Here is a 21,496-nt window from a genome sequence, read left to right on the forward strand (position 1 = left end):
GGTTAAAAAAGCGTAATTTACCAGACAAGATAGCTTTTCTATTTGTATCCATGCTATCGTCACCAACTTTTACATAGAAGTACGTAAGTACAGCCCGTTGTAGACATCGTACTCCTTATTCCTCATCCCGATATAATTCCTGCAAGTCCTGTAACTGAGTCTTGCGGGAAATCCGGCGATATTTTTTACTTTCTAGCTTGGGTTCGTATTGACTCTGCCCTTTACCTTTGCTTTTGCTTTTTAACTTCATCGTAGATTCTGGATCGGCTTGTTGGTGCAGCTGTGTTTGATGAGCGATCGCAGCATCCAAAAATTCTAAATAATGTTCATATCGTTCCCAGTCTCCCCGCACCGCACACTCAGGTTCGTCTCGATGTAGACAATCACTAAACCGACAGCTAGCAACTGCTAACCGCTTTCTTGCTTCTGGGAAATAATGGATTAATTCTTCTGGTATACAATCCATGTCAGGCTGATTAAAACCAGGAGTATCTGCAAGCAAACCACCGCTAGGCAACTCAAATAATTCTATATGGCGAGTCGTATGACGACCACGAGCTAGTTTGCCAGAAACTTCTCCCACTCGCAGTTTGGCAGAGTCAATCAGCGAATTAATCAGGCTGGATTTACCAACACCGGAAGGCCCAGCAATTACAGTAATTTTATTGCTCAAATACCTGGCTGCTTGGTCAGTATTTATACCATCTTTAACGCTGATAAATATTGGTTCATAGCCCCAACCAAGGAGGCGATCGCTAACTTGTTGCTGTTCCTGCGGTGAAATTAAATCACTTTTATTCAAACATAAAAGTACATCTAAGCCTGTAGACTCAGCTTTAATTAGAAACCGACTCAGTTGATAAGGTTCCAAAGGTGGATCAGCAACGGCGAATACCAATAGGATTTGGTTGACATTAGCGATCGCGGGACGATCTAATTCGCTTTGGCGGGGTAAAACATCAGCGATCGCACCCCGTCCCCCAGCCCAATCTGGCTCTTCTACTACAACGCGATCGCCTACCATCACCTGTTGCCCGATTTTTTTCAGACGTGTTCTTCGGGTACAGAGGAGTAGAGGGGGAAGCGAGGGGGCAGGGGCGCAGAGGGGCAAAGGAACGTTTAAATTCAGTTTCTCCTTTGCTTCCCTGCTCCTGTGCTCCCCATCCTCTTCATCCATCTGTACTCGGTAAAAATTAGCCTGTACAGCTACCACCGTACCCAACAACTGTCCAGTTGCAACAAAATTTTCCCCTGTCATTGGCCATTAAGTGGACGGCGCACTAACAGAGAAAAATAACTAGTACAGTCTGTAATTTGTTCCACCTGATAACCTGCCATTGTCAGACTATCAGGAACCTGCTCAATCGGCTCACCGGGGTCTAGCCAGACTTCTAGCAAACCTCCCAATGGCATTTTCTCCAGACGTAATTTTGTCCGCACGAAATTAATTGGGCAAGGGGTGCCACGTAAATCAAGTTGAGCATCGGGAGTTAAAACAGAAGAGGGCTTCATTACTTAAATAAATTTCCCAAGAATCCTTCTAGACCGCCTTTACCAGTGCGATCTCCCTTAATTTTAGCCAGCTTCTCCAACAGTTCCCTCTCCTCTGGGGTCACTTTATTGGGAATATCAATTAATACCGTCAGCATGTGATCTCCACGACTTACGGGATTACCTAAGCGGGGTACGCCACGATTTTCCAACTTCATCACCGTATTTGGCTGGGTTCCAGCTGGAAGAATCAGTTCCACCGGCCCATCTACCGTATCTACCTCTAACCGGCAACCTAAAATCGCTTGCAGGTAGCTAACTTTGATTTCCGAAAGAATATTAATGCCATCCCGTTGGAATTCTTCGTCCTCATTCACGAACAAGTAAACGTACAAATCCCCAGGAGGGCCACTACGTTGACCAGCATCGCCTTCACTAGAAATCCGCAAGCGTGTGCCATTATCCACCCCAGCTGGAATGGTAATTTTGAGTTTCTTAGTGACTTGATTTGCGCCCTTACCATCACAGGCATCACATTTATCTTCAATTACCATCCCTGTCCCATTACAGGTGGGACAAGTCGAGACTTGGGTGAAACTGCCAAAGGGTGTTCTGGTAACACGGCGGACTTGACCCGATCCGGTACAAGTAGAACAAGTCCGGGGGCGGGTTCCAGGTTTCGCACCAGAACCGCTACAAACTTCGCAATTTTCTAAATGGGAAATGCGAATTTCTTTTTCGCCGCCAAATACCGCTTCCCGAAAGTCTAATTTCAGGTCTAGCCGCAGGTCATCGCCCCTCGCAGGTCCACTGCGCCGTCTTTGTTGTGTGGGACTACCCATACCGCCAGCAAAGCCACTAAAAATGCTTTCAAAGATATCGGCAAAACCACCCATATCGCCGACATCTTGAAAGCCCGCGCCAGCAGCACCTGATACACCGTCTGGCCCAAAGCGATCGTAACGAGCGCGGGTTTCTGGTTCCGAGAGTACCTCATAAGCGCGGTTAATTTCTTTAAAGCGATCCTCCGCCCCCGGTTCTTTGTTCACATCTGGGTGATACTTCCGGGCTAAACGGCGATAGGCTTGTTTGATTTCTTCTTTGTCGGTGTCACGAGAGACACCCAGGATTTCATAATAGTCGCGGGCCATATAGCAAAGGTAAAAGTTAGAAGGAAGAAAGCAGAAGGCAGTAGAAAGTCACAGTCACTTGCTACCCTACAGAAAAGTGTTTTGCCTACAGATATGGAGGAGCAACACAGTAACCTTTAGAGAGCAGCTTGCCGGAGGATAGGCAGAAGATAAAATTAATTTTTGTTAATAACTGATTTTACCCTTTACCTTTTACAAAAATCACCGACAAATTTTGGGCAACAGGTGATTTCCTCGTGGGAGACGACAAAAGCTATAGAAGTTACGAGCAGGGGAAGCCTCTGCTCAGACTTCTCACTGCCGAGTCGGCTGTCTCTTTTACAATTGTGCTACGTAGGAGAGGAAAACCCCGCCCATCAACCAGAGGGGCTAGCCGCACCATTAGGTGTGGAAAACCACCCTTATGCTTTGAATTAGATTTGAACTGGCATACTGCCTAGCCCAAAGTAATTTGCTTCTACAATCTAGCAAACCGCTGAGGTCTTGTGAAACTTCGCTAAATATTTAAATATATTAAAATTTCTTAATAAAAATTTGCAAATTAGGGGGTGGGGAAAGGGCAGGGGAGCAGGGGGCAGGGGGCAAGGGAGAGAATAAAGAATTACCTTTTTATTATTTACTCTTTCCCCTCTGCTCCCTGCTCCCTGCTCTCTGCTCCTCTGCCTCTTACCCATACCCCATCTCTAATCTATCGCCTCATAATCAACCTGGGCAGTACTTTCTTCGTCAAAATCAAAGTTGAATTGTGGTATTAGTGTCCCATTTGGTGAGTCTACTTCTGGAGTCAAGAGACTAACTGAAGCCTCCTCAATCTCATCTGTTTGGCTGTTAGCTCGGTTATAGACATCAGCACCAATTGCAAACAGGGTTTGTTGGAAGTCGTCTAAGCGCTGCTTAAATTCCACAGTGGAGATGCTGGAGTCAATCATTGCAGCTTGGAGTTGTAAAACTTTTTCACTAGCCAAGGTTTTCATCTGGTCGCCGATAAAGTTGCTATTATCCTTGATGGTGGATTCGTAACTGAATAACAGATTATCTGCTTGGTTTTTGAGTTCAACCAGTTCTTTACGTCTTCTATCTTCCTCGGAAAACAGTTCGGCCTCTTGGCGCATCCGTTCGACTTCGTTGGTACTCAAACCACCTGTATTGGTAATCCTGATACTCTGTTCTCTTCCTGTACCTTTGTCTTGGGCGGAAACCTTCAGTATGCCGTTGACATCAATTTCAAAGGATACTTCAATTTGTGGTACACCACGGGGTGATGGGGGAATTCCTGCTAGTAGAAACTTGCCGAGACTTTTATTATCTCGTGACATTGCCCGTTCACCTTGGAGGATGTGAATTTCTACCGAGGTTTGCCCATCAACTGCTGTGGAAAAAATTTGTGACTTACTAGTAGGAATTGTGGTGTTGCGTTCAATAATTTTGGTGAACACTTCACCCAAGGTTTCAATTCCTAAAGACAGAGGAGTTACATCCAAAAGTAAGAGATTATCAACTTCGCCACCCAATACCCCTGCTTGAATAGCCGCTCCCAATGCTACGGCTTCGTCAGGATTGATAGAGCGGTCGGGAGCTTTGCCGTTGAAAAACTTAATCAGCGCGTTTTGGACTGCGGGAATACGGGTAGAACCACCTACCAAAATAATCCGATCTATGGCTTGTGGTTTGAGATCCGCATCTTTGAGCGCTTGGATCATTGGTTCGATGGTACCTTCAATTAAATTAAGTGCCAGTTCTTCAAATTTAGAGCGGCTGAGTTCCATCTCGAGATGCTTTGGCCCGGTGTCATCAGCGGTGATAAAGGGCAAGTTGATGGAGGTATTCGTCATGCTGGAAAGTTCAATTTTTGCCTTTTCCGCTGCTTCCCGCAGGCGTTGCAGTGCCATCTTATCTTGGGAAAGGTCGATCTTTTCTTGTTGCTGGAAACGTTCCATCATCCAACGCACGATCGCATTATCAAAGTCGTCTCCACCTAAGTGGTTGTTGCCACAAGTCGCTTTAACTTCAAAAACGCCATCCCCAAGTTGCAAGATCGATACGTCGAAGGTACCGCCTCCTAAGTCGAATACTAAAATTAGCTGCTCTTGGTCTTGCTTTTCCAATCCGAAAGCTAAAGCCGCAGCTGTTGGTTCATTGATGATTCGCAGGACTTCTAATCCAGCAATTGTGCCAGCATCTTTAGTTGCTTGTCTTTGGGCATCTGTGAAATATGCTGGTACGGTGATCACTGCCTGAGTAACTTCCTCACCCAAAAAGTTTTCCGCATCCTGCTTGAGTTTTTGCAGGATCATGGCGGATAGTTCTTGTGGCGTGTAATTTTTTGAGCGAATTTGAACATCAACGGTATCGTCTCGACCCTTGACACAGTTGTAGGGGACGCGATCGCGTTCTATGTCAGTATCTTCCCAACGCCGCCCGATAAATCGTTTAATACTGTAGATTGTGTTTTCGGCATTGGTTACGGCTTGGCGCTTTGCCAATTGACCAACCAAGCGATCGCCACTCTTGCCAAATCCCACAATACTTGGAGTCGTTCGTCCACCTTCAGAATTGGAGATCACCAGTGGTTGACCGCCTTCCAAAACTGCGACGCAACTGTTAGTAGTGCCTAAGTCGATCCCAATAACTTTTCCCATATTCGGCAGTATTTTTACTGATTCTTTCTGGTGTAATGTGTCGCGGACTAACTTTTTTACTCCGAACAAAGGCTAGCGGATAACGTCTGTGGAATCCCTGTTACTGGTAGCAAGAGAGAAGTTTAAACACAGAGAGTTATCCAAAGCCTTGTCCAAGTTTTAGGTACGCGATGCTCATCCTTGCTAGAACCCAGGCACTTTAGGTCAGTGAGGTGAGCAATTACAGCTTAACTGTTGGCTGAACTCGACTGATCTTCTGGTGCAGCAGGGCTATCTTCCTTGGGAGCAGCCACTTTAACCATTGCATGGCGTAGCACACGTTCGCCCAAGAAGTATCCGCGCACTAACTCTTCTAACACTGTTCCTTCAGGATGTTCATCCGTAGGTTCCCGCATTACTGCTTCGTGCAGGTTAGGATCAAATTCTTGACCTTCGGGACGCATTGGGGATACACCTAAGCGCTTCAAGCTATCTACTAATTGTTTGTAAACGCCTTGGTAACTTTTGTGCATGGTCATTTCGCCATCAGATTGCGGTTTGAGGTGCGATCGCGCCCGCTCAAAATTATCGACCACTGGCAGCAATTCCAGAATCGTGTTCCGCTTCATTAGCGTCTCTAACTCTTCTTTTTCTTTGCTAGTACGTTTCCGGTAATTCTCAAAATCAGCGGCAATCCGCATATATTGAGTACTACGCTCTTCTAGTTGCGTTTTTAGAGACTCGATTTGTTGAGTCAGTTCTGCCAAAGCTGCTGTTTCCACTCCGGTTTTCTCGGTTGCAGCGACGCTATTTTCTAGATTGGGATTAGCCGTATCCCCGGATACATTTGTTTGGGCTGCCACTTGCTCTGTCACCTCGCTACCAGATTCATTGAAATTTACTTGGGCTGGGAAGTCACTCTTCATTGCTTGCTTTACCTCTGTTGGTTCACCCAATTGCTGGCTTGTATTGTTTATCTGTTTATTTTCATCGATCATTGTCTGTTCATTCCAGATGCTTTTTATGGCAGTGTATCTCCACAGCTTGCAACCGTCGTCATCCACGGCTTGCCACTGGGGCTGATTTTGTTGCCAACAAGTTCCTGGAAGTGATGTAACCGTCCTCTTATTGTGACAAATGGTGAACACCTTAGCCCAGATGCCACTAAGGCGGGAACCCGAACGAGTAATTTGCAAATGTTAGCTCTGAGACTGAAACCTGGGAAAAGTCTTTTTCCCAATTTGATTGGGGTTTGAATCTCCATCAAAATTGTCCCAGTCCTCAATCCCCAGTTCAATTCGCCCTTGGTGTCTTTTAAAGAAACAACCTAACTTAGGACTTTTTTGGGAAATGAGAATTCTGTCTCACAGCCTGGGAATACTTTAAGCAGAGGTTTCCCCAAATCAATTGCTCATTTATGACTTACTCGTCACCACAACGGCGCAGTACCGCTCTAACTACCAGAACAGAGTTTTCGCCCTTTGGCAACAAGCTAGTGCAATCTGGCTATGTCAATACCGAACAGATGAGGCAGGCATTAATTGAAAGCCGCAAATCTGGCAGACCCCTAACGGAAGTACTAGAGTCAATCACTGGGCAACAACTATCACCTGAGTTGCTCAGGCAATACAAAAAACAGCAACTATTTGAACTTAAAATACTATACGGTGTAGAGTTCCTCGATCCTGAAGTCAGCTCCATTGGCAACACGATGATGGGGAACCTGATTGAAACCCTCATCCCAGTGGATATCTGTCGTCGCCATCGTTTAGTACCACTGTCAAAACACGAAGACCAAACCCCGCCCTCAGTTTTAGTGGCGATGGTTGCTCCAGATAATCTAGAGGCTTCCGATGACCTGAACCGCATCTTGCGCCCCCAAGGTTTGGCGTTGCAGCGCATGGTGATTACCCAGGAAGATTACCAACAGCTAATCAACCAATATCTGGATGAAATGGCTGTTAAGCAAAAGCACCTAGAACAAGAAAAGTTTACAGATATTAATCAGGATTTAGAAAACCTCGGAAATCTCGATCTTTCGGATGCTCCTGAAGAAATGGAGGCTGATCTAGGTGCGGCGATGAAGGGTGCAGAGGATGCCCCAGTCATCAACCTAGTTAACAGAATCCTGGCTAAAGCCTTGCATGAGGGCGTTTCTGACATACATATCGAACCGCAAGAAGAAAACTTACGCATTCGCTTTCGGAAGGATGGCGTACTGCGCGAAGCTTTCGATCCCCTACCGAAAAAAATCATCCCGGCAGTTACAGCCCGATTTAAAATCATCTCCAATCTAGACATTGCCGAACGCCGTTTACCCCAAGATGGACGCATCCGACGTTTGTTTGAGGGACGTAAGGTGGATTTCCGGGTGAATACCTTACCCAGTCGCTACGGGGAAAAGGTGGTGCTGCGGATTTTGGATAACTCCTCCACCCAACTGGGATTAGATAAGTTAATTACCGATCCAGAGACTTTGAATATTGTCAAGGATATGGTGAGTCGTCCCTTTGGTCTAATTTTGGTAACTGGGCCAACTGGTTCGGGGAAAACAACCTCGTTGTATTCTGCACTCTCGGAAAAGAATGATCCCGGAATTAATATCAGTACTGTAGAAGACCCAATCGAATACAGCCTTCCAGGGATTACTCAAGTACAGGTAATTCGGGAAAAGGGACTGGATTTTGCTACCGCTTTGCGAGCTTTCTTGCGACAAGATCCAGATGTGTTGCTGGTGGGTGAAACGCGGGATAAGGAAACGGCAAAAACAGCAATTGAAGCTGCCTTGACCGGTCACTTGGTATTAACTACCTTACATACCAATGATGCCCCAGGAGCGATCGCTCGTTTGGGAGAAATGGGGATTGAGCCTTTCATGGTTTCTAGTTCCCTAATTGGCGTTTTAGCTCAACGTTTGGTGCGGCGTGTATGTTCTGAATGTCGTGTTCCCTACACTCCCACAACCGAGGAACTAGCTCGTTATGGTTTATCAGCTTCCGCAGATGTGGGAGTCACCTTTTACAAAGCTAACACCTTGACATTAGATGCGATCGCAGAAGCCAAAACCAAAAATCAGCTTTGCTCAAAATGTAATGGGATCGGCTACAAAGGGCGTTGTGGTGTTTATGAAGTTATGCGAGTCACCGAAAACCTGCAAACTCTCATCAACGAAGATGCACCCACGGAACGCATTAAGGAAGTGGCAATAGAAGAGGGGATGAAAACCTTGCTGGCTTACAGTTTGGACTTAGTGCGAGAAGGTTCCACCACCCTAGAAGAAGTAGAACGGGTGACGTTTACTGATACTGGTTTGGAAGCCGAGTTAAAAGCCAAACGCAAGACTGGTCTTACCTGCCGGAGTTGCGATGCCACATTGAAACAAGAATGGCTGGATTGCCCCTACTGTATGACATCTCGGTTTTAAGGTTAGTCATTAGTCATTGGTCACTAGTTGATGCTTAATAACTTTAAACAAATGACATAGACGCTTCTGCGGCTTCCCGCAGGGTAGGACAACTGACAAAGGACAAATAACAAACATAAAAAGGAAGCAGAACTATGGAAATGATGATTGAAGATCTGATGGAGCAGTTGATTGAATTAGGTGGCTCGGACATGCACTTATCCGCAGGTTTGCCCCCTTACTTCCGTATCAGTGGCAAACTCACCCCCATCGGTGAGCATATATTGACAGCCGATCAATGTCAAAGGTTGATTTTTAGTATGCTCAACAACACCCAGCGTAAAACCTTAGAGCAGAACTGGGAGTTGGATTGTTCTTATGGTGTTAAGGGTTTGGCTCGCTTTCGGGTCAATGTCTATAAAGAACGTGGTTCTTATGCTGCTTGCTTACGGGCATTAAGTTCTAAAATTCCTAACTTTGAAAAATTAGGTTTGCCAGATATCGTGCGGGAAATGACAGATAAACCCAGAGGGCTAATTCTCGTGACAGGCCCGACAGGTTCTGGCAAGACAACTACCCTCGCGGCAATGATTGACTTGATTAACCGCACCAAGGCAGAGCATATTTTAACGGTGGAAGATCCAATTGAATTTGTCTACGAACCAATTAAAAGCTTGGTTCACCAAAGACAATTGGGTGAAGATACTAAGAGCTTTGCTAATGCTTTGAAAGCAGCTTTGCGGGAAGATCCAGATATTGTTCTGGTGGGGGAAATGCGCGATTTAGAAACAATTTCTTTGGCGATTTCGGCAGCAGAAACAGGACATTTAGTATTTGGTACTCTCCACACTAGTTCTGCGGCACAGACAGTTGACCGGATTATTGACGTTTTCCCCCATGAAAGACAAACCCAAGTGCGGGTGCAGTTGTCTAACTCATTAGTGGCGGTATTTAGCCAAACTTTGGTATCCAAGAAAAACCCTAAACCTGGTGAATATGGTCGGGTGATGGCTCAAGAAATTCTGATTGTCACTCCTGCTATTTCCAACTTGATTCGAGAAGGTAAAACATCTCAGATTTACTCAGCTATTCAAACTGGCGGCAAATTGGGAATGCAAACTCTAGAGAAGGTTTTAGCCGATTTTTACAAAGCAGGAACGATTTCTTTTGAAGCCGCGATGTCTAAGACTTCTAAGCCAGATGAAATCCAACGTCTGATCGGTACTTCTGCACCGCCTCAAGCAGCAGGTGCGAAATCTGGTATGGCTGCCAAAGCGCATTAGAGGAATTGGGGAAATGACGGGGATGAGGGAGTAGAGAGGAAGTTGCAGTAATTCTTTCCCTTGTGCCCATTGCCCCATGCCTAATTAAATAACCACTATTTTGAATTTATATTATGCCAACCTACGTTGCCCGTATTCGGGATTCTCAAGGAAAACCCCGAACAGAAAAAATTGTTGCTGAATCCTTGACGCAAGCTCGTACTAATCTTAGAGATCAAGGTTTTGTAGTCCAAGAACTCAAACAATTTCAAGGATTTCAGGTAAATTTTGACTTGAAAAAAATCCAGAATTCCTTTGTTAAGGTTTCTGTGAAAGACAAAGCCGTTTTTTCCCGTCAATTTGCCGTTTTAATGAATGCAGGGGTTGCGATCGTTAGAAGTCTGGGGGTACTTTCCGAACAGTGTAGTAATACCAAACTGAAACAAGCCCTTGTGGAAATTAGCAATGATGTTCAAAGTGGAATGAATCTTTCAGAGTCAATGCGGAAGCATCCTGACTGTTTTGATGGATTATATGTGAGTATGATTCAAGCTGGCGAAGTTGGTGGTGTTCTAGACGAAGTATTGAATCGTTTAGCTAAGTTGTTAGAAGATGTTGCCCGCCTACAAAACCAGATTAAATCAGCATTGTCTTATCCAGTGGTCGTGGGTTTTATAGCAGTTGCTATCTTTCTCGGTATGACCATTTTTCTCATTCCCGTTTTTGCGAAGATTTTTACAGAAATTGGAACTGAATTACCAGCTCTAACGCAATTTTTGATGGATGCTAGTTTATTTTTGAGAAGTCCGAAGGTTTTCGTGCTTATCGCTATTCTTGTAGGATTGAAAATCGCCTTTACACAATACGGTAAAACTCCTGTTGGTCGCATAACAATTGATCGTCTTTCCCTCAAAATGCCGTTGTTTGGTGACTTAATTCAAAAATCTTCAGTTGCCCGCTTTAGCCGGACTTTTGGTTCTTTGACTCGTTCAGGTGTACCAATTTTAACTTGTTTGGAAATTGTCCGAGATACATCAGGGAACCAAGTAATTGCCAATGCCATAGACGCAGCTCGCATGGAGATTCAACAAGGAGGTATGATTAGCCTTGCTTTACAAAAAGATGCCGTTTTTCCGGCTATGGCAATTCAGATGATTAGTATCGGAGAAGAAACTGGAGAATTAGATGCAATGTTAATGAAGGTTGCCGATTTCTATGAAGATGAAGTTGAGCAAGCAGTAAAAGCAATGACTAGTATTTTGGAACCAGTGATGATTGTAGTTTTAGGGGGAATGGTTGGAACCATTTTGCTAGCGATGTATCTGCCTATGTTTGCAGTATTTGAAAAGATGGGATAGAGGATTAAAAGTTAAGAGCTATAAGCTATAAGTTAGAAATTAAAACTTTTTATTTCTAACTTTTAACTCCTAACTGATTAATTTTATTCTTAACTCCTCACTATTTAATCAACTATGACTGTGCAAAAATCTCACTACGAAGCGAGTTTGGCAGAGTACAGCAATCATTTAGCTGCGATCGCCTTACTAAAGCAATATCGGCCATACTTGGAGATGATTCCCAGTCTGCGCCGTCCAGATGAAAGTGTTATCACTATACCCTTGCCAATTGTCCGGCTTCGCAACACTGCTACAACAGCCCCACAAACAGTTTGCTTACCCTGTGATGTGGCAATTTTAATGTGCGATCCAGAGTGGAAAGTCAAAACTGGAGCCGAAATTTTAGTCTTTATTCATCGTGCTAACGAAGATTTTTCTGATTTGCTAGGACGTTGGAGACAAACCCAAGTTTGCCTAGACAATGATTATGAGTGGTTAATGCCTCTCCGCCACAGTCATATTTTGAGCGAGGGAGCTAATATTATATATCCTTTGTTTGTCATTTTTAGTGAGACTTTAGAACACATCCAAAGAGGACTTGTGGGAGCCGAACTTCCATTTATTATGCAAACACCAGATTCGCTGCTTGAAGAGAATTTCACACACATTTTCTCTTCAGAGATTCCCCCAGCTTAGAAAAAGCTAGCAGTTAGGAGTTATACCAATTCTGTATGAAAATACGCCAAACTATATTAGGACTTACGTTTAAAAATCTTTGCAACACATGAATCGGCTGTAAAGGCGTACAGTTGTACGCCCTTACCTAGATATCAATACCAGCTCTTTTGTGAAATGGTATAACAGCTAGGGTATTGAGTTTTAAGGCACCTCAATGGGAATCAAAGTATTTTCTGGCAAATAGTTGGAAAAACGCCCTTCATCCGCAAGTACCAAAATCAGGCGTAGGGAATAATCTGGCGGAACTTGTAAGTCTGCCCACGGTACTGCCAACTCTAAACAACTATTTAAAGCTACTTGAGCGCGACTAAAACGGGGATGCCATTGATAATTGTCTCCAGCTTCTCGAAATTGAATCGATTGCGTCAGCAAGTTAACTTCCAGAAGATGGTGGAAATGGTAATTAAGTGGGGCTGCATCTGGTACATCCGCCAAGGGAATTGGGCTGTTAACCATTGTTTTTTCTGGATAGAACCACAGCAAATTCAATTCTGCTGGAAAATTCCGCCCTGGTGCAACGCCACCTTTAAAGTCCAGCCGTAAATAGAAATTGAGGTGATCCACCCCATACCAAAGTCGCTGGATGACGCTACTATTGTGCATTGTTCCCCGTGCCCCGCCGATTTCTATGCGTCCAGCTTTATCCCAGTCTTGTTCATCACCCTTACCATCGATGACGGGATGAATAAATCCTTGGGGAATATGGCTTCCCTGCGCTTCGTGGACTTCCACTGGTTGCTTGAGATAGGGCGGTACAGGTTCATTTAATGCCTTGTAAATGCCAAATAAGTGTTCTCGAAACAACCGATCAAAGATGGCATCCTGATTTGAGGAGTGTCCTGCACCAAACCACCAAAACCAGTCAGAACCTTCTGCGGCATACAAAGCTTCCCACGCTTCGGGGTTGTTTTCTTCAGTCGCTTCGGGATGACTTGCGAGCATTTTCCTTGCTTCTGTCAAGTAATCCCAAGCACGATTTTTGGCAGGATCGCCGATCCAAGTGGTGAAACTGCCATCCACCCAAGAACCACTATGTAGTTGCCCTCCGGGAATGGTGGCTGTGGCTGTAAATTCTTCCAGAAATTCGGAGACAGTGACGAGTTTAAGGTGGGGTTCATCGCTCAAGCTTTGATACAAAGCTTCTAGGAAAGGTTTGCCGTCTTGGGGATAAAATTCCCAGCAATTTTCCCCATCCAAGGCGATGGTAACTAGCCAAGGTTGCTCACTTTGACTTTCTCTTTGCATTTTAGCGATCGCTTGCAAATGTCCCACTAAATCCGCTGCTGCCTGTTTTGCTGGCATCGCGCTATAAGTAAAGCCAATCAAATCTGATAATCTGTGGTCACGAAACACAATTGACAAGTCACCCTCGGCGGTTTGCAAGCGATAAGGTCGGTACAGCAGTTCTGGTTGCTCTACATTCCCTGCCCCATCCCGATGAAAAAAGTGTTTCAACGTCCATCCTAAAACGGCTTCATCTGAGCATATCCATTTAAATCCTTGGTTAATAATATGTGGAAGTACCGCCGGACTTACTGACTGTTCCGAAGGCCATAAACCACGAGGTATCTGTCCAAAGCGGTCTTTATAAAAGTCCCAAGCTTTCCGCAAGTGGCGGGGAATATCTTCTGCCCACTCAAAGCGTTGCTTTGGTAGTGTCATATTCGGCACAGCTACCCGACCAGAATTAGTATCAGCTAGTAAGGGTAAAATCGGGTGGGTGTAAGGCGTGGTGGTAACTTCTAGCTGTCCCGTCTCCTGCATTTTGCGATGTTGGGGGATAATTCGGCTGAGAATTTCTCGTTGTTTGGAATAAATGCGCTGGCGATCGCTTAAAGTAAAATTCCGACCCTTTTTTAACCAAGCAGCAATTTCCGGGTCATCCCAAAAGAGCGGATCGATCCAAGCCAGATTGTGCCAAGCTAGCAAATCGCCATAGTCTGGCAATTCCCAATTTGCTAAACACCAAGCTTGCCCCTTCTCCTGCCTTTGGTGATACAACTCGGCATAGCGGGGATGAGGATCGATCAAGGTATGGTGATTGGCATCGAAAAAGTGTTGGATAATAAATTCACGCTGTTGCTGGGTGAGTTGCTCATCCGGTGTCAAGCTGGCTGTGAGGTAAGGGTCAAAAGCAGTACCAGCAATATAATCTTCGAGTTGCAATATCAGCGATGGAACTAAATTCACCGTCTGGTGTAACTTAGGATACTGCTCTAAGAGTAATACCAAATCCAAATAATCTTTAGTCCCATGCAAACGTACCCAAGGTAGACGGTACTGCTGACTAGAAGATAGCGAAACGCCGCTGCCAGGAGATTTGTACAGCGGCTGATGTTGATGCCAGATAAAAGCGATGTAAAGAGGATGGGACATAGGAATAGTTAGGAGTTAAGAATGAGGAGTTAGGAGTTGATTCAAAACTCAATAACTCCTAACTCCTAACTCCTAACTTTTACACCACTTGCTCAATTTCTGCAATTTCGGGAATCATTTCCTTAAGGCGGCGCTCAATACCCATTCTCAGGGTCATTGCAGAACTGGGACAAGAACCACAAGCACCTTGCAGCCGCAGTTTTACAACAGGCCCATCAAGTTCTACGAGTTCCACATTGCCGCCATCAGACATGAGATAAGGGCGCATTTCATCTAAGACTGTTTCAACGTTTTCAACTGTAAGTTCCATAGTTTAGACCTGCTAAGTTAGGGATGGGCATGGGGAATGAGGGAGGCAGTGCGGTGAGGCAGCCCCCGTCTTCTCCCAAGGGGAGACGCGATGCGCGATGGCGGTTTCCGTCGATAGCGCAGCGTTAGCGAGTCTTCGAGCGTCTGGGGGACTGCCGAACCCGAAGGGTCTTGGGGTTTCCCCAAGTGGAGCAACTGTCGTCATGGGGCATTGAATAATAACGATCCCTGTAATCAATGCACCCTTACTCATTAACCATTATCCAAAGTTTTATTTTCCAGCTTTGTTAAATCGATCCTAAATCTAATTGCCGCTAGATTGTCAGGTGTCAGTTTTTAATGACTTTTGACTAAACCACTGCTGGTCTTAGCAACTTGATATTAGATTAGCTGAACAATTTGTTGTGCAAGCCCTCCTACTCTACTTTAGCCTTTAAAGTACTGAAGAGAACGCCAAGAGATGACGACAAGGAAGGTTTTTTCCCAATACCCTATACTTCTTTCTGTACGAGAAACTGTGCTTTAAGCGTAGCTATGCCGCAGGCTTTACGGCAACGCTTAGTATAAGCGCCCAATATGCCTATTAAATAATAATTGCTAAAAAAATTTAAAACTCAAAACCCACTACTGGTAATCTTCCAGATGGCCAATGAACCAATAACCAACTCAGCACGGGTTAGACATCCCGCTATCGCTAACCGTACTATTTGTTGAGTCGCCATCACCAGATGAAACCATGACTGGTTGTTGATATAGTGGCACGGTGAATGTGACTGTTGAGCCAAGTCCTTCACCCAGACTATAAAAATGTACCTCGCCACCCATTGCCTCTACTAGCTTCTGGGATATTGCCAACCCTAAACCTGTGCCACCGTATTGACGAGTGCGGGAGCCATCCACCTGAGAGAATAATTGAAACAGTTTATCTTGTTTGTCCAAAGAAACACCAATACCAGTGTCTGCTACACGTACTCTCACCATGCCAGGAAACTGCTGATCTTGAAAGTTCGCCTTTTTGAGTACTAAATCGGCGCTGACGGTAACACCACCCTCATGGGTAAATTTGATGGCATTACCTACCAAATTGAGCATCACTTGTAGCAACCGTTGGTAGTTGCTTTGGACAATAATTTCATCAGAGGTAGCAGGCATTTGCATCCGAAAGCTGAGGTTTCTCATTTCTGCTTGGGGACGCATGAAACCTTCTACATGACTGAATAGCTCATCTAGCTTGACTGGCGCATAAGCTAGCTCCATTTTACCAGCTTCGATTTTGGCAATGTCCAAAATATCGTTGATGATATTCAGCAGATGTATCGATAATTGGTGAGCTTCTGCCAGAAACTGATTTTGTTCTTCTGGATCATCTGCCATCCCTTCCAAAATCAGCTTCAAGAAGCCAATCATGCCATTGAGAGGGGTACGAATTTCATGGGATACATTAGCCAGAAACTCACTTTTGAGGCGGGAAGCTTCTTCGGCTTTTTGACGCGCTACTTCTAATTCTTCATATAAAGTAGCATGAGCGATCGCTGTTCCCAATTGATCTGCTGCTTCTTTTGCCAGTTCTAATTCTGATTCTGTTAATGTGTAGCATTCATCCTGCCAACTCAAGGCAACCAATCCGTTAGCCTGGTCTTGATAGCAAGTTGCAATCACCAAAGTTTTCTGCCGCCCAGACCCTGCGTATTCAGGCACTTCCATTACAACTGGTTCTAGAGTTGTCAAAGCTTGAGCAAAGGCAGGTTCTGAAGCTATATCTATTTCTAAACCAAGCATTGATTTGAGTTCTGCCTGGTGATACTCAGCCTTCACCTCCACTTTTGAGCTAGAGGGCTGATAAGGACAAATAATACAACGCTCTAGTCGTAGTGCTTTCCCCAAACTATCAACTGTTTGCTGCCAAATAATATCTAAATCCAACGTCCGGCGGATATTTCTGGTAATGCGATTTACCACTTTTTGGTGTTGCTGCGCTCTTATTGCCACCTCTATTTGTGTAGGTGTTTTTGCTGCTACAGGCACTTGTTTTTTGTTGAGTGTCGCTTGCACTAACCGTCCCATCACTAAAACTGTAGTAGCAGTAGTTCCCAAACTCGGCATAATCGGACTAATCACCAATTCCAACTCAAATAATTCCTGATGGTAGCTAAACCAACACTGAAACCTTTCTGGCACTAAACTTGTCAAAATTCGGTGCAATCGTTCCAAATAAGCAACCTTATCTACTGGGGCAAAGGTTTGGGTCTGGTTTAGATCGTCAACTATTTTTTCAGCATTTAACCCCAAGAGTTCGCTGTACTGCCAACAAAAGGTCAGATAGCGTCCTGCCCCATCTTGCGTATACACCAACTCTGCTCCTAGAGTTGGCAATGAGCCATCAGTTTTACTGGTTATAGATTCCAGATTTTGGGATAATACATTCGGCAATTGGGAATTGGCAGTAATAGTCATTAATTGAGTTGGATAGACAAAGGGTGTCCGACCGTAATTTTACTAAAGCCGCTCAAATTTATACATAAATTTTTACAGCTTTTTGTATTTGATTGGGTATTTCTTGGTGCTCTGGAAACAGGATTGGCAAACTTTATTTTTTTTAACTTACATTGACAGCTGAACTAATGGGGTCAATCGTTCCATTCACCGCGAGGAGGAACGGGGGTACGCACAGGGGTACGTGTCAATTCATCATCTCTGAGGATTTCACCACGCAACCACTGGCGAATCGCCACCTCAATGACTTTACTTGGGTCATTGGTGAGATGCTGAATTTGCTCCAGTAACTTGGAGTCTAAGCGGACAGAAATTTCTACCTTATCGGCTTGTGTGTTTTCCGCTTCGGTAGTTTTCTCTTGCATATTCATAGGTTTATGTACTCTGAATTCTCTAAATTGGTTTTGTCTAAAGCTTTGTAAAGTAGTTATATTCATAATTTGGGCTAATTCGCTGGAAAAATCTTCAAGGACACAGTTAAATAGTTCCCTGAAATAGCACCAAAGTAACAGCTTTAAGTTTTAAATCGCGTTTTTCATATAACTGACTAGACAATTGCCCTAGAAGTTTTGCCGATAGATCAGTGATTCTGGGTAATTACAGGTGGTAATTGCCCATGATCCCTACATGTACTTATTTACATTTATTGTACGCTCCTAACTGTTGAATACTAGCAGCGACAAATAGACTTTCATAATATTCTTAAAAGTCCACCTATTTAGATCGAAAGTTAAAGATGGGGTGAAGAGGGGATTGAGGATTGGGTACTGGCTATTAGGGATTGGGTTAGGAAAACTCTTCTTCAGTTCCTAATCCCTATTAAAAGCAAGCAGCGTCTTGGCTAAGAAAGCATTAAAATACATTAAGTAAATTGCTCTTTTAACTTTGGTTGCTGCTAAGGCAAAGATAGTATATGACTGACGTTCCCGCAGTTCGCATTCGCAATTTTTGTATTATTGCTCACATCGACCACGGGAAATCAACCCTCGCCGATCGCTTGCTACAAGCTACTGGCACTGTTGAAGACCGAAAGATGAAGGAACAGTTTCTTGACAATATGGATTTGGAACGGGAGCGCGGCATTACAATTAAGCTGCAAGCTGCCCGGATGAATTACACGGCTAAGGATGGTCAGCAATATGTCCTAAATTTGATTGATACTCCAGGGCATGTGGATTTCTCTTATGAAGTTTCCCGCTCTCTTGTTGCTTGCGAAGGAGCGCTATTGGTAGTAGATGCATCCCAAGGTGTGGAGGCGCAAACTTTGGCTAATGTATATTTAGCCTTGGAAAATAACCTGGAAATTATCCCGGTTTTGAATAAAATTGACTTGCCTGGGGCAGAACCAGAACGGGTAATTGGCGAAATTGAAGAAATTATCGGTCTTGATTGCAGTGGGGCGATTCTTGCCTCTGCTAAAGAAGGAATTGGTATTGATGAGATTTTAGAAGCAGTTGTTGAGCGGATACCGCCACCGCCCAATACGATAAATGAACGCTTACGGGCGTTAATATTTGATAGCTATTACGATAGTTACCGGGGAGTAATTGTGTATTTCCGGGTAATGGATGGCACAGTAAAAAAAGGCGATCGCATCCATTTAATGGCATCGGGTAAAGAATTTGAAATTGATGAGCTAGGTGTTCTTTCTCCCACTCAAAAGCAAGTTGAAGAACTCCACGCTGGGGAAGTAGGCTATTTGGGAGCGGCAATTAGAGCTGTAGCTGATGCACGGGTGGGTGACACAATTACCCTCAGTAAGGCAAAAGCTGAGTCACCCTTACCAGGTTATGCAGAAGCGAACCCGATGGTTTATTGTGGGATGTTCCCCATTGATGCTGACCAATTTGAAGATTTGCGGGAAGCTTTGGAGAAGCTCGAACTCAACGATGCAGCGCTGCATTACGAACCAGAAACTTCTAGCGCGATGGGGTTTGGCTTCCGTTGTGGGTTTTTAGGTTTGCTGCACATGGAAATTGTTCAGGAACGCCTAGAGCGAGAGTATAACCTAGATTTAATCATTACAGCCCCCTCGGTGGTTTATAAGGTGATTACCATCAAAGGTGAGGAACTATACATCGATAATCCTAGCCGCTTACCTTCTCCCAACGAGCGCGAAAAAATTGAAGAACCCTACGTGCAAGTAGAGATGATTACCCCGGAAACTTATGTTGGCAGCTTGATGGAGTTGTCACAAAATCGCCGTGGCATTTTCAAAGATATGAAATATCTCGCCCAAGGACGAACCACACTTACTTATGAGCTACCCTTGGCGGAAGTTGTAACTGACTTTTTTGATCAGATGAAATCGCGATCGCGTGGTTATGCCAGTATGGAATATCACCTCATCGGCTATCGTGAAAATCCTCTGGTGAAGCTAGATATCATGATCAACGGCGATCCTGTGGATTCCTTGGCGATGATTGTGCATCGGGATAAAGCTTACAACGTCGGTCGAGCAATGGCTGAAAAACTCAAGGAACTAATTCCCCGTCATCAATTCAAAGTGCCAATTCAGGCATCTATCGGTAGTAAAGTTATCGCCAGCGAACATATCCCTGCTTTGCGGAAAGATGTGCTAGCCAAGTGCTACGGTGGTGACATCAGTCGGAAGAAGAAACTTTTGCAGAAGCAAGCAAAAGGTAAAAAGCGGATGAAATCTGTAGGTACAGTAGATGTACCCCAAGAAGCTTTTATGGCAGTACTGCGCTTGGATCAAAGCTAATTCCAGAAAAAAGAATTCAGGAGTCAGAATTCAGAATGAATTAAGGTGATATAGCAATTTTCTTTGATTTGTGAAAATCACAATACTCATATCAATTCTGGATGAAGATGCACTAAACTATTCGACCATTAATGTTTTTCCGGCATCATAATCATCAATCCCTCCTTTTTTAGTTGTCTTAACCGTTTGAAACTCTATAATCCCAGCGGATGGTTCTACGTCTCGTCTTTGAATTTTACGCAGTTGCGATGACGTAATCATCCGCCGCTGGAAGCGATCGCACATACCCCTTTACGCTTCCAGCGTCGGAAATACAGCCGTTGTCTTTTGCATGAAGTACAAGAGGTTTTGAGGCAGGAAGCAGGAGTTAGAAACTGTTTATATCTGATTTTAATTCCTGCATTTTGTACCTCAGTTACTGGGAAAATACTGTATGAATATACCGTCAGACCAGTAGGTAAATCTTGAGGCATCGTTCGCCACGAGCAACCTGGATGCAATATATAAAAAATTGCATCATTTACTACTTCATGCTTTTTTCACTATTAAAGTTTACTTTCTGCTTGAATAATTGATTTGAGCAAATGTCATACAATATCGAAAATGTCTGCGGGATAAGCTTCTCTACTCATTGTATCCGATTCAACTATGAGGACTGTCCCTTTTAAAATACGTGTCCTAGAGAATGAATACGGCGCTTTTTATTCTTAATTTATAAATACCTTCTTAGAAGTTTATAGTAAGTTTTGGGAATCATAAAAATAACAAAATGCTATACATATTTGGAGTTTTGATGAATCCTCATAAGCTGTTACCTACTTTGTCTTCAATCACAACATCTGATGAGTGGTACACCTACTATAAAGCTAATGCTGAGTTTCAATTAGAGATCCCTTGGAAGCATGGTGCAGAAATTACAGAGGATGAACAGAATGCCATAGCAGATTCCTTAGCAGCTTGGCAGTTGGGTGAAACATCAGACGGGTTGCATTTGCTGGCTGCTGCTAAAAATTATGCACAGCGCATCAAAGATCCAAAATATGTTGATGTAATCGAACTATTTATCAAGGAAGAACAGCGTCACGGAGGCGACTTAGGACGGTTTCTTGACCTTGCCCAAATTCCTCGGTTGCAACGTAACTGGGGCGACACATTGTTTCGGAAAATACGCTATGCAATCCCAGCGATGGAGATTTGGACAACTCCTGTGATCATGGTTGAAACTCTAGCATTGGTCTATTACAAAGCAATTCAAAACGCAACAAATTCCCCAGTTTTAAAGCAGTTGTGTCAACAAATCTTGAGAGACGAAGTAAAGCATATTCGTTTTCAATACGAGCGTTTGGCAGTTATACACAAAAACCGCCCTGCATGTTTACGGAAGCTCACTTATCTTATACAGTATTTTTTTTACTATGTACCAGTGATTCTTGTCTGGATTGGTCATCATCGTGCGCTCAGAGCCGGAGGACATAGTTTTAAAACTTATTGGCGGGATGCTTGGGTAAAAATGAATTTTGCCTGGCAGCGAATGAAACCAGAAAGATATCAGTGGTAGCATAGTCGATGTGTGAATTTCTCCAGAGACAACAC

Annotated in this window: 18 protein-coding genes; 7 read left to right on the forward strand and 11 right to left on the reverse strand. The window is 44.1% G+C overall.

What is annotated here, in order from left to right; translation table 11 throughout:
• Positions 1 to 115 precede the first annotated feature (115 nt).
• Genes rsgA through dnaJ form a run of 3 tightly spaced genes read right to left on the reverse strand, consistent with a single transcriptional unit; the run spans position 116 to position 2,642 of the window.
• On the reverse strand, positions 116 to 1,258 hold the full coding sequence (gene rsgA / locus H6G97_RS04760; protein ID WP_190939554.1) for a small ribosomal subunit biogenesis GTPase RsgA: 1,143 nt from the start codon (positions 1,256 to 1,258) through the stop codon (positions 116 to 118).
• On the reverse strand, positions 1,255 to 1,512 hold the full coding sequence (locus H6G97_RS04765) for a sulfurtransferase TusA family protein (RefSeq protein WP_190939555.1): 258 nt from the start codon (positions 1,510 to 1,512) through the stop codon (positions 1,255 to 1,257). The genes rsgA and H6G97_RS04765 overlap by 4 nt, the downstream gene beginning before the upstream one ends.
• On the reverse strand, positions 1,512 to 2,642 hold the full coding sequence (gene dnaJ / locus H6G97_RS04770) for a molecular chaperone DnaJ (RefSeq protein ID WP_190939556.1): 1,131 nt from the start codon (positions 2,640 to 2,642) through the stop codon (positions 1,512 to 1,514). Before dnaJ ends, H6G97_RS04765 begins: the two co-directional genes overlap by 1 nt.
• A gap of 162 nt (positions 2,643 to 2,804) precedes the next feature.
• On the opposite strand from dnaJ, the gene H6G97_RS04775 reads away from it, so the two are divergent.
• On the forward strand, positions 2,805 to 3,059 hold the full coding sequence (locus H6G97_RS04775; protein ID WP_190939557.1) for a hypothetical protein: 255 nt from the start codon (positions 2,805 to 2,807) through the stop codon (positions 3,057 to 3,059).
• A 266-nt stretch (positions 3,060 to 3,325) separates the two neighbouring features.
• Here the strand turns inward: H6G97_RS04775 and dnaK are convergent, their stop codons facing one another.
• Both dnaK and grpE read right to left on the reverse strand, forming a co-directional pair.
• Entirely contained in the window at positions 3,326 to 5,281 is a 1,956-nt protein-coding gene (gene dnaK / locus H6G97_RS04780) for a molecular chaperone DnaK (protein ID WP_190939558.1), read from the reverse strand.
• 227 nt (positions 5,282 to 5,508) lie between these two features.
• On the reverse strand, positions 5,509 to 6,258 hold the full coding sequence (gene grpE / locus H6G97_RS04785) for a nucleotide exchange factor GrpE (RefSeq protein ID WP_190939658.1): 750 nt from the start codon (positions 6,256 to 6,258) through the stop codon (positions 5,509 to 5,511).
• Between the two features lie 419 nt (positions 6,259 to 6,677).
• Here grpE and H6G97_RS04790 point away from each other — a divergent pair, with 419 nt between their 5' ends.
• From H6G97_RS04790 to H6G97_RS04805, 4 genes are all read left to right on the forward strand, one after another.
• Positions 6,678 to 8,684 carry a GspE/PulE family protein gene (locus H6G97_RS04790; protein ID WP_190939559.1) on the forward strand — a complete coding sequence of 669 codons (2,007 nt, stop codon included), beginning with the start codon at positions 6,678 to 6,680 and terminating at the stop codon, positions 8,682 to 8,684.
• A 134-nt stretch (positions 8,685 to 8,818) separates the two neighbouring features.
• Positions 8,819 to 9,946 carry a type IV pilus twitching motility protein PilT gene (locus H6G97_RS04795; RefSeq protein ID WP_190939560.1) on the forward strand — a complete coding sequence of 376 codons (1,128 nt, stop codon included), beginning with the start codon at positions 8,819 to 8,821 and terminating at the stop codon, positions 9,944 to 9,946.
• Positions 9,947 to 10,059: 113 nt separating this feature from the next.
• Positions 10,060 to 11,283: a type II secretion system F family protein gene (locus tag H6G97_RS04800; protein WP_190939561.1), complete on the forward strand. Its 1,224-nt coding sequence runs from the start codon at positions 10,060 to 10,062 to the stop codon at positions 11,281 to 11,283.
• A 114-nt stretch (positions 11,284 to 11,397) separates the two neighbouring features.
• On the forward strand, positions 11,398 to 11,958 hold the full coding sequence (locus tag H6G97_RS04805) for a hypothetical protein (RefSeq protein ID WP_190939562.1): 561 nt from the start codon (positions 11,398 to 11,400) through the stop codon (positions 11,956 to 11,958).
• Positions 11,959 to 12,141: 183 nt separating this feature from the next.
• Here H6G97_RS04805 and H6G97_RS04810 read toward each other — a convergent pair whose 3' ends face one another.
• The 4 genes from H6G97_RS04810 to H6G97_RS04825 all read right to left on the reverse strand — a co-directional run bounded on the left by H6G97_RS04810 (position 12,142) and on the right by H6G97_RS04825 (position 17,549).
• Positions 12,142 to 14,376, reverse strand: coding sequence for a glycoside hydrolase family 57 protein (locus tag H6G97_RS04810; RefSeq protein WP_190939563.1), 2,235 nt, complete (start codon positions 14,374 to 14,376; stop codon positions 12,142 to 12,144).
• A gap of 79 nt (positions 14,377 to 14,455) precedes the next feature.
• Positions 14,456 to 14,686 (reverse strand): NifU family protein, encoded by a 231-nt coding sequence (locus tag H6G97_RS04815; RefSeq protein ID WP_190939564.1) that lies wholly within the window; start codon positions 14,684 to 14,686, stop codon positions 14,456 to 14,458.
• A gap of 665 nt (positions 14,687 to 15,351) precedes the next feature.
• Positions 15,352 to 17,139, reverse strand: a complete 1,788-nt coding sequence (locus H6G97_RS04820; RefSeq protein ID WP_190939565.1) for a sensor histidine kinase — start codon at positions 17,137 to 17,139, stop codon at positions 15,352 to 15,354.
• Positions 17,140 to 17,312: 173 nt separating this feature from the next.
• Complete coding sequence (locus H6G97_RS04825) at positions 17,313 to 17,549, reverse strand: hypothetical protein (RefSeq protein WP_190939566.1); 237 nt, start codon at positions 17,547 to 17,549, stop codon at positions 17,313 to 17,315.
• A 542-nt stretch (positions 17,550 to 18,091) separates the two neighbouring features.
• Here H6G97_RS04825 and lepA point away from each other — a divergent pair.
• On the forward strand, positions 18,092 to 19,903 hold the full coding sequence (gene lepA, locus H6G97_RS04830) for a translation elongation factor 4 (RefSeq protein WP_190939567.1): 1,812 nt from the start codon (positions 18,092 to 18,094) through the stop codon (positions 19,901 to 19,903).
• Between the two features lie 117 nt (positions 19,904 to 20,020).
• On the opposite strand, the gene H6G97_RS04835 is transcribed toward lepA, so the two are convergent.
• Both H6G97_RS04835 and H6G97_RS04840 read right to left on the reverse strand, forming a co-directional pair.
• Positions 20,021 to 20,164, reverse strand: coding sequence for a hypothetical protein (locus H6G97_RS04835; protein WP_190939568.1), 144 nt, complete (start codon positions 20,162 to 20,164; stop codon positions 20,021 to 20,023).
• Positions 20,161 to 20,376 carry a hypothetical protein gene (locus tag H6G97_RS04840; protein ID WP_190939569.1) on the reverse strand — a complete coding sequence of 72 codons (216 nt, stop codon included), beginning with the start codon at positions 20,374 to 20,376 and terminating at the stop codon, positions 20,161 to 20,163. The genes H6G97_RS04835 and H6G97_RS04840 overlap by 4 nt, the downstream gene beginning before the upstream one ends.
• 320 nt (positions 20,377 to 20,696) lie before the next feature.
• On the opposite strand from H6G97_RS04840, the gene H6G97_RS04845 reads away from it, so the two are divergent.
• On the forward strand, positions 20,697 to 21,461 hold the full coding sequence (locus H6G97_RS04845) for a ferritin-like domain-containing protein (RefSeq protein ID WP_206759120.1): 765 nt from the start codon (positions 20,697 to 20,699) through the stop codon (positions 21,459 to 21,461).
• Positions 21,462 to 21,496 lie beyond the last annotated feature (35 nt).

Source organism: Nostoc flagelliforme FACHB-838, from assembly GCF_014698065.1.
Classification (GTDB): Bacteria; Cyanobacteriota; Cyanobacteriia; order Cyanobacteriales; family Nostocaceae; genus Nostoc; species Nostoc flagelliforme_B.

Coding starts and splice junctions, on each gene's coding strand:
- H6G97_RS04820 (WP_190939565.1), bottom strand. CDS start 17,139: ATGACTATTACTGCCAATTCCCAATTGCCGAATGTATTATCCCAAAAT.
- H6G97_RS04810 (WP_190939563.1), bottom strand. CDS start 14,376: ATGTCCCATCCTCTTTACATCGCTTTTATCTGGCATCAACATCAGCCG.
- H6G97_RS04765 (WP_190939555.1), bottom strand. CDS start 1,512: ATGAAGCCCTCTTCTGTTTTAACTCCCGATGCTCAACTTGATTTACGT.
- H6G97_RS04790 (WP_190939559.1), top strand. CDS start 6,678: ATGACTTACTCGTCACCACAACGGCGCAGTACCGCTCTAACTACCAGA.
- H6G97_RS04805 (WP_190939562.1), top strand. CDS start 11,398: ATGACTGTGCAAAAATCTCACTACGAAGCGAGTTTGGCAGAGTACAGC.
- H6G97_RS04795 (WP_190939560.1), top strand. CDS start 8,819: ATGGAAATGATGATTGAAGATCTGATGGAGCAGTTGATTGAATTAGGT.
- rsgA (WP_190939554.1), bottom strand. CDS start 1,258: ATGACAGGGGAAAATTTTGTTGCAACTGGACAGTTGTTGGGTACGGTG.
- H6G97_RS04840 (WP_190939569.1), bottom strand. CDS start 20,376: ATGCCTCAAGATTTACCTACTGGTCTGACGGTATATTCATACAGTATT.
- grpE (WP_190939658.1), bottom strand. CDS start 6,258: ATGATCGATGAAAATAAACAGATAAACAATACAAGCCAGCAATTGGGT.
- H6G97_RS04800 (WP_190939561.1), top strand. CDS start 10,060: ATGCCAACCTACGTTGCCCGTATTCGGGATTCTCAAGGAAAACCCCGA.
- lepA (WP_190939567.1), top strand. CDS start 18,092: ATGACTGACGTTCCCGCAGTTCGCATTCGCAATTTTTGTATTATTGCT.
- H6G97_RS04845 (WP_206759120.1), top strand. CDS start 20,697: ATGAATCCTCATAAGCTGTTACCTACTTTGTCTTCAATCACAACATCT.
- H6G97_RS04835 (WP_190939568.1), bottom strand. CDS start 20,164: ATGATTACGTCATCGCAACTGCGTAAAATTCAAAGACGAGACGTAGAA.
- H6G97_RS04825 (WP_190939566.1), bottom strand. CDS start 17,549: ATGAATATGCAAGAGAAAACTACCGAAGCGGAAAACACACAAGCCGAT.
- H6G97_RS04815 (WP_190939564.1), bottom strand. CDS start 14,686: ATGGAACTTACAGTTGAAAACGTTGAAACAGTCTTAGATGAAATGCGC.
- dnaJ (WP_190939556.1), bottom strand. CDS start 2,642: ATGGCCCGCGACTATTATGAAATCCTGGGTGTCTCTCGTGACACCGAC.
- dnaK (WP_190939558.1), bottom strand. CDS start 5,281: ATGGGAAAAGTTATTGGGATCGACTTAGGCACTACTAACAGTTGCGTC.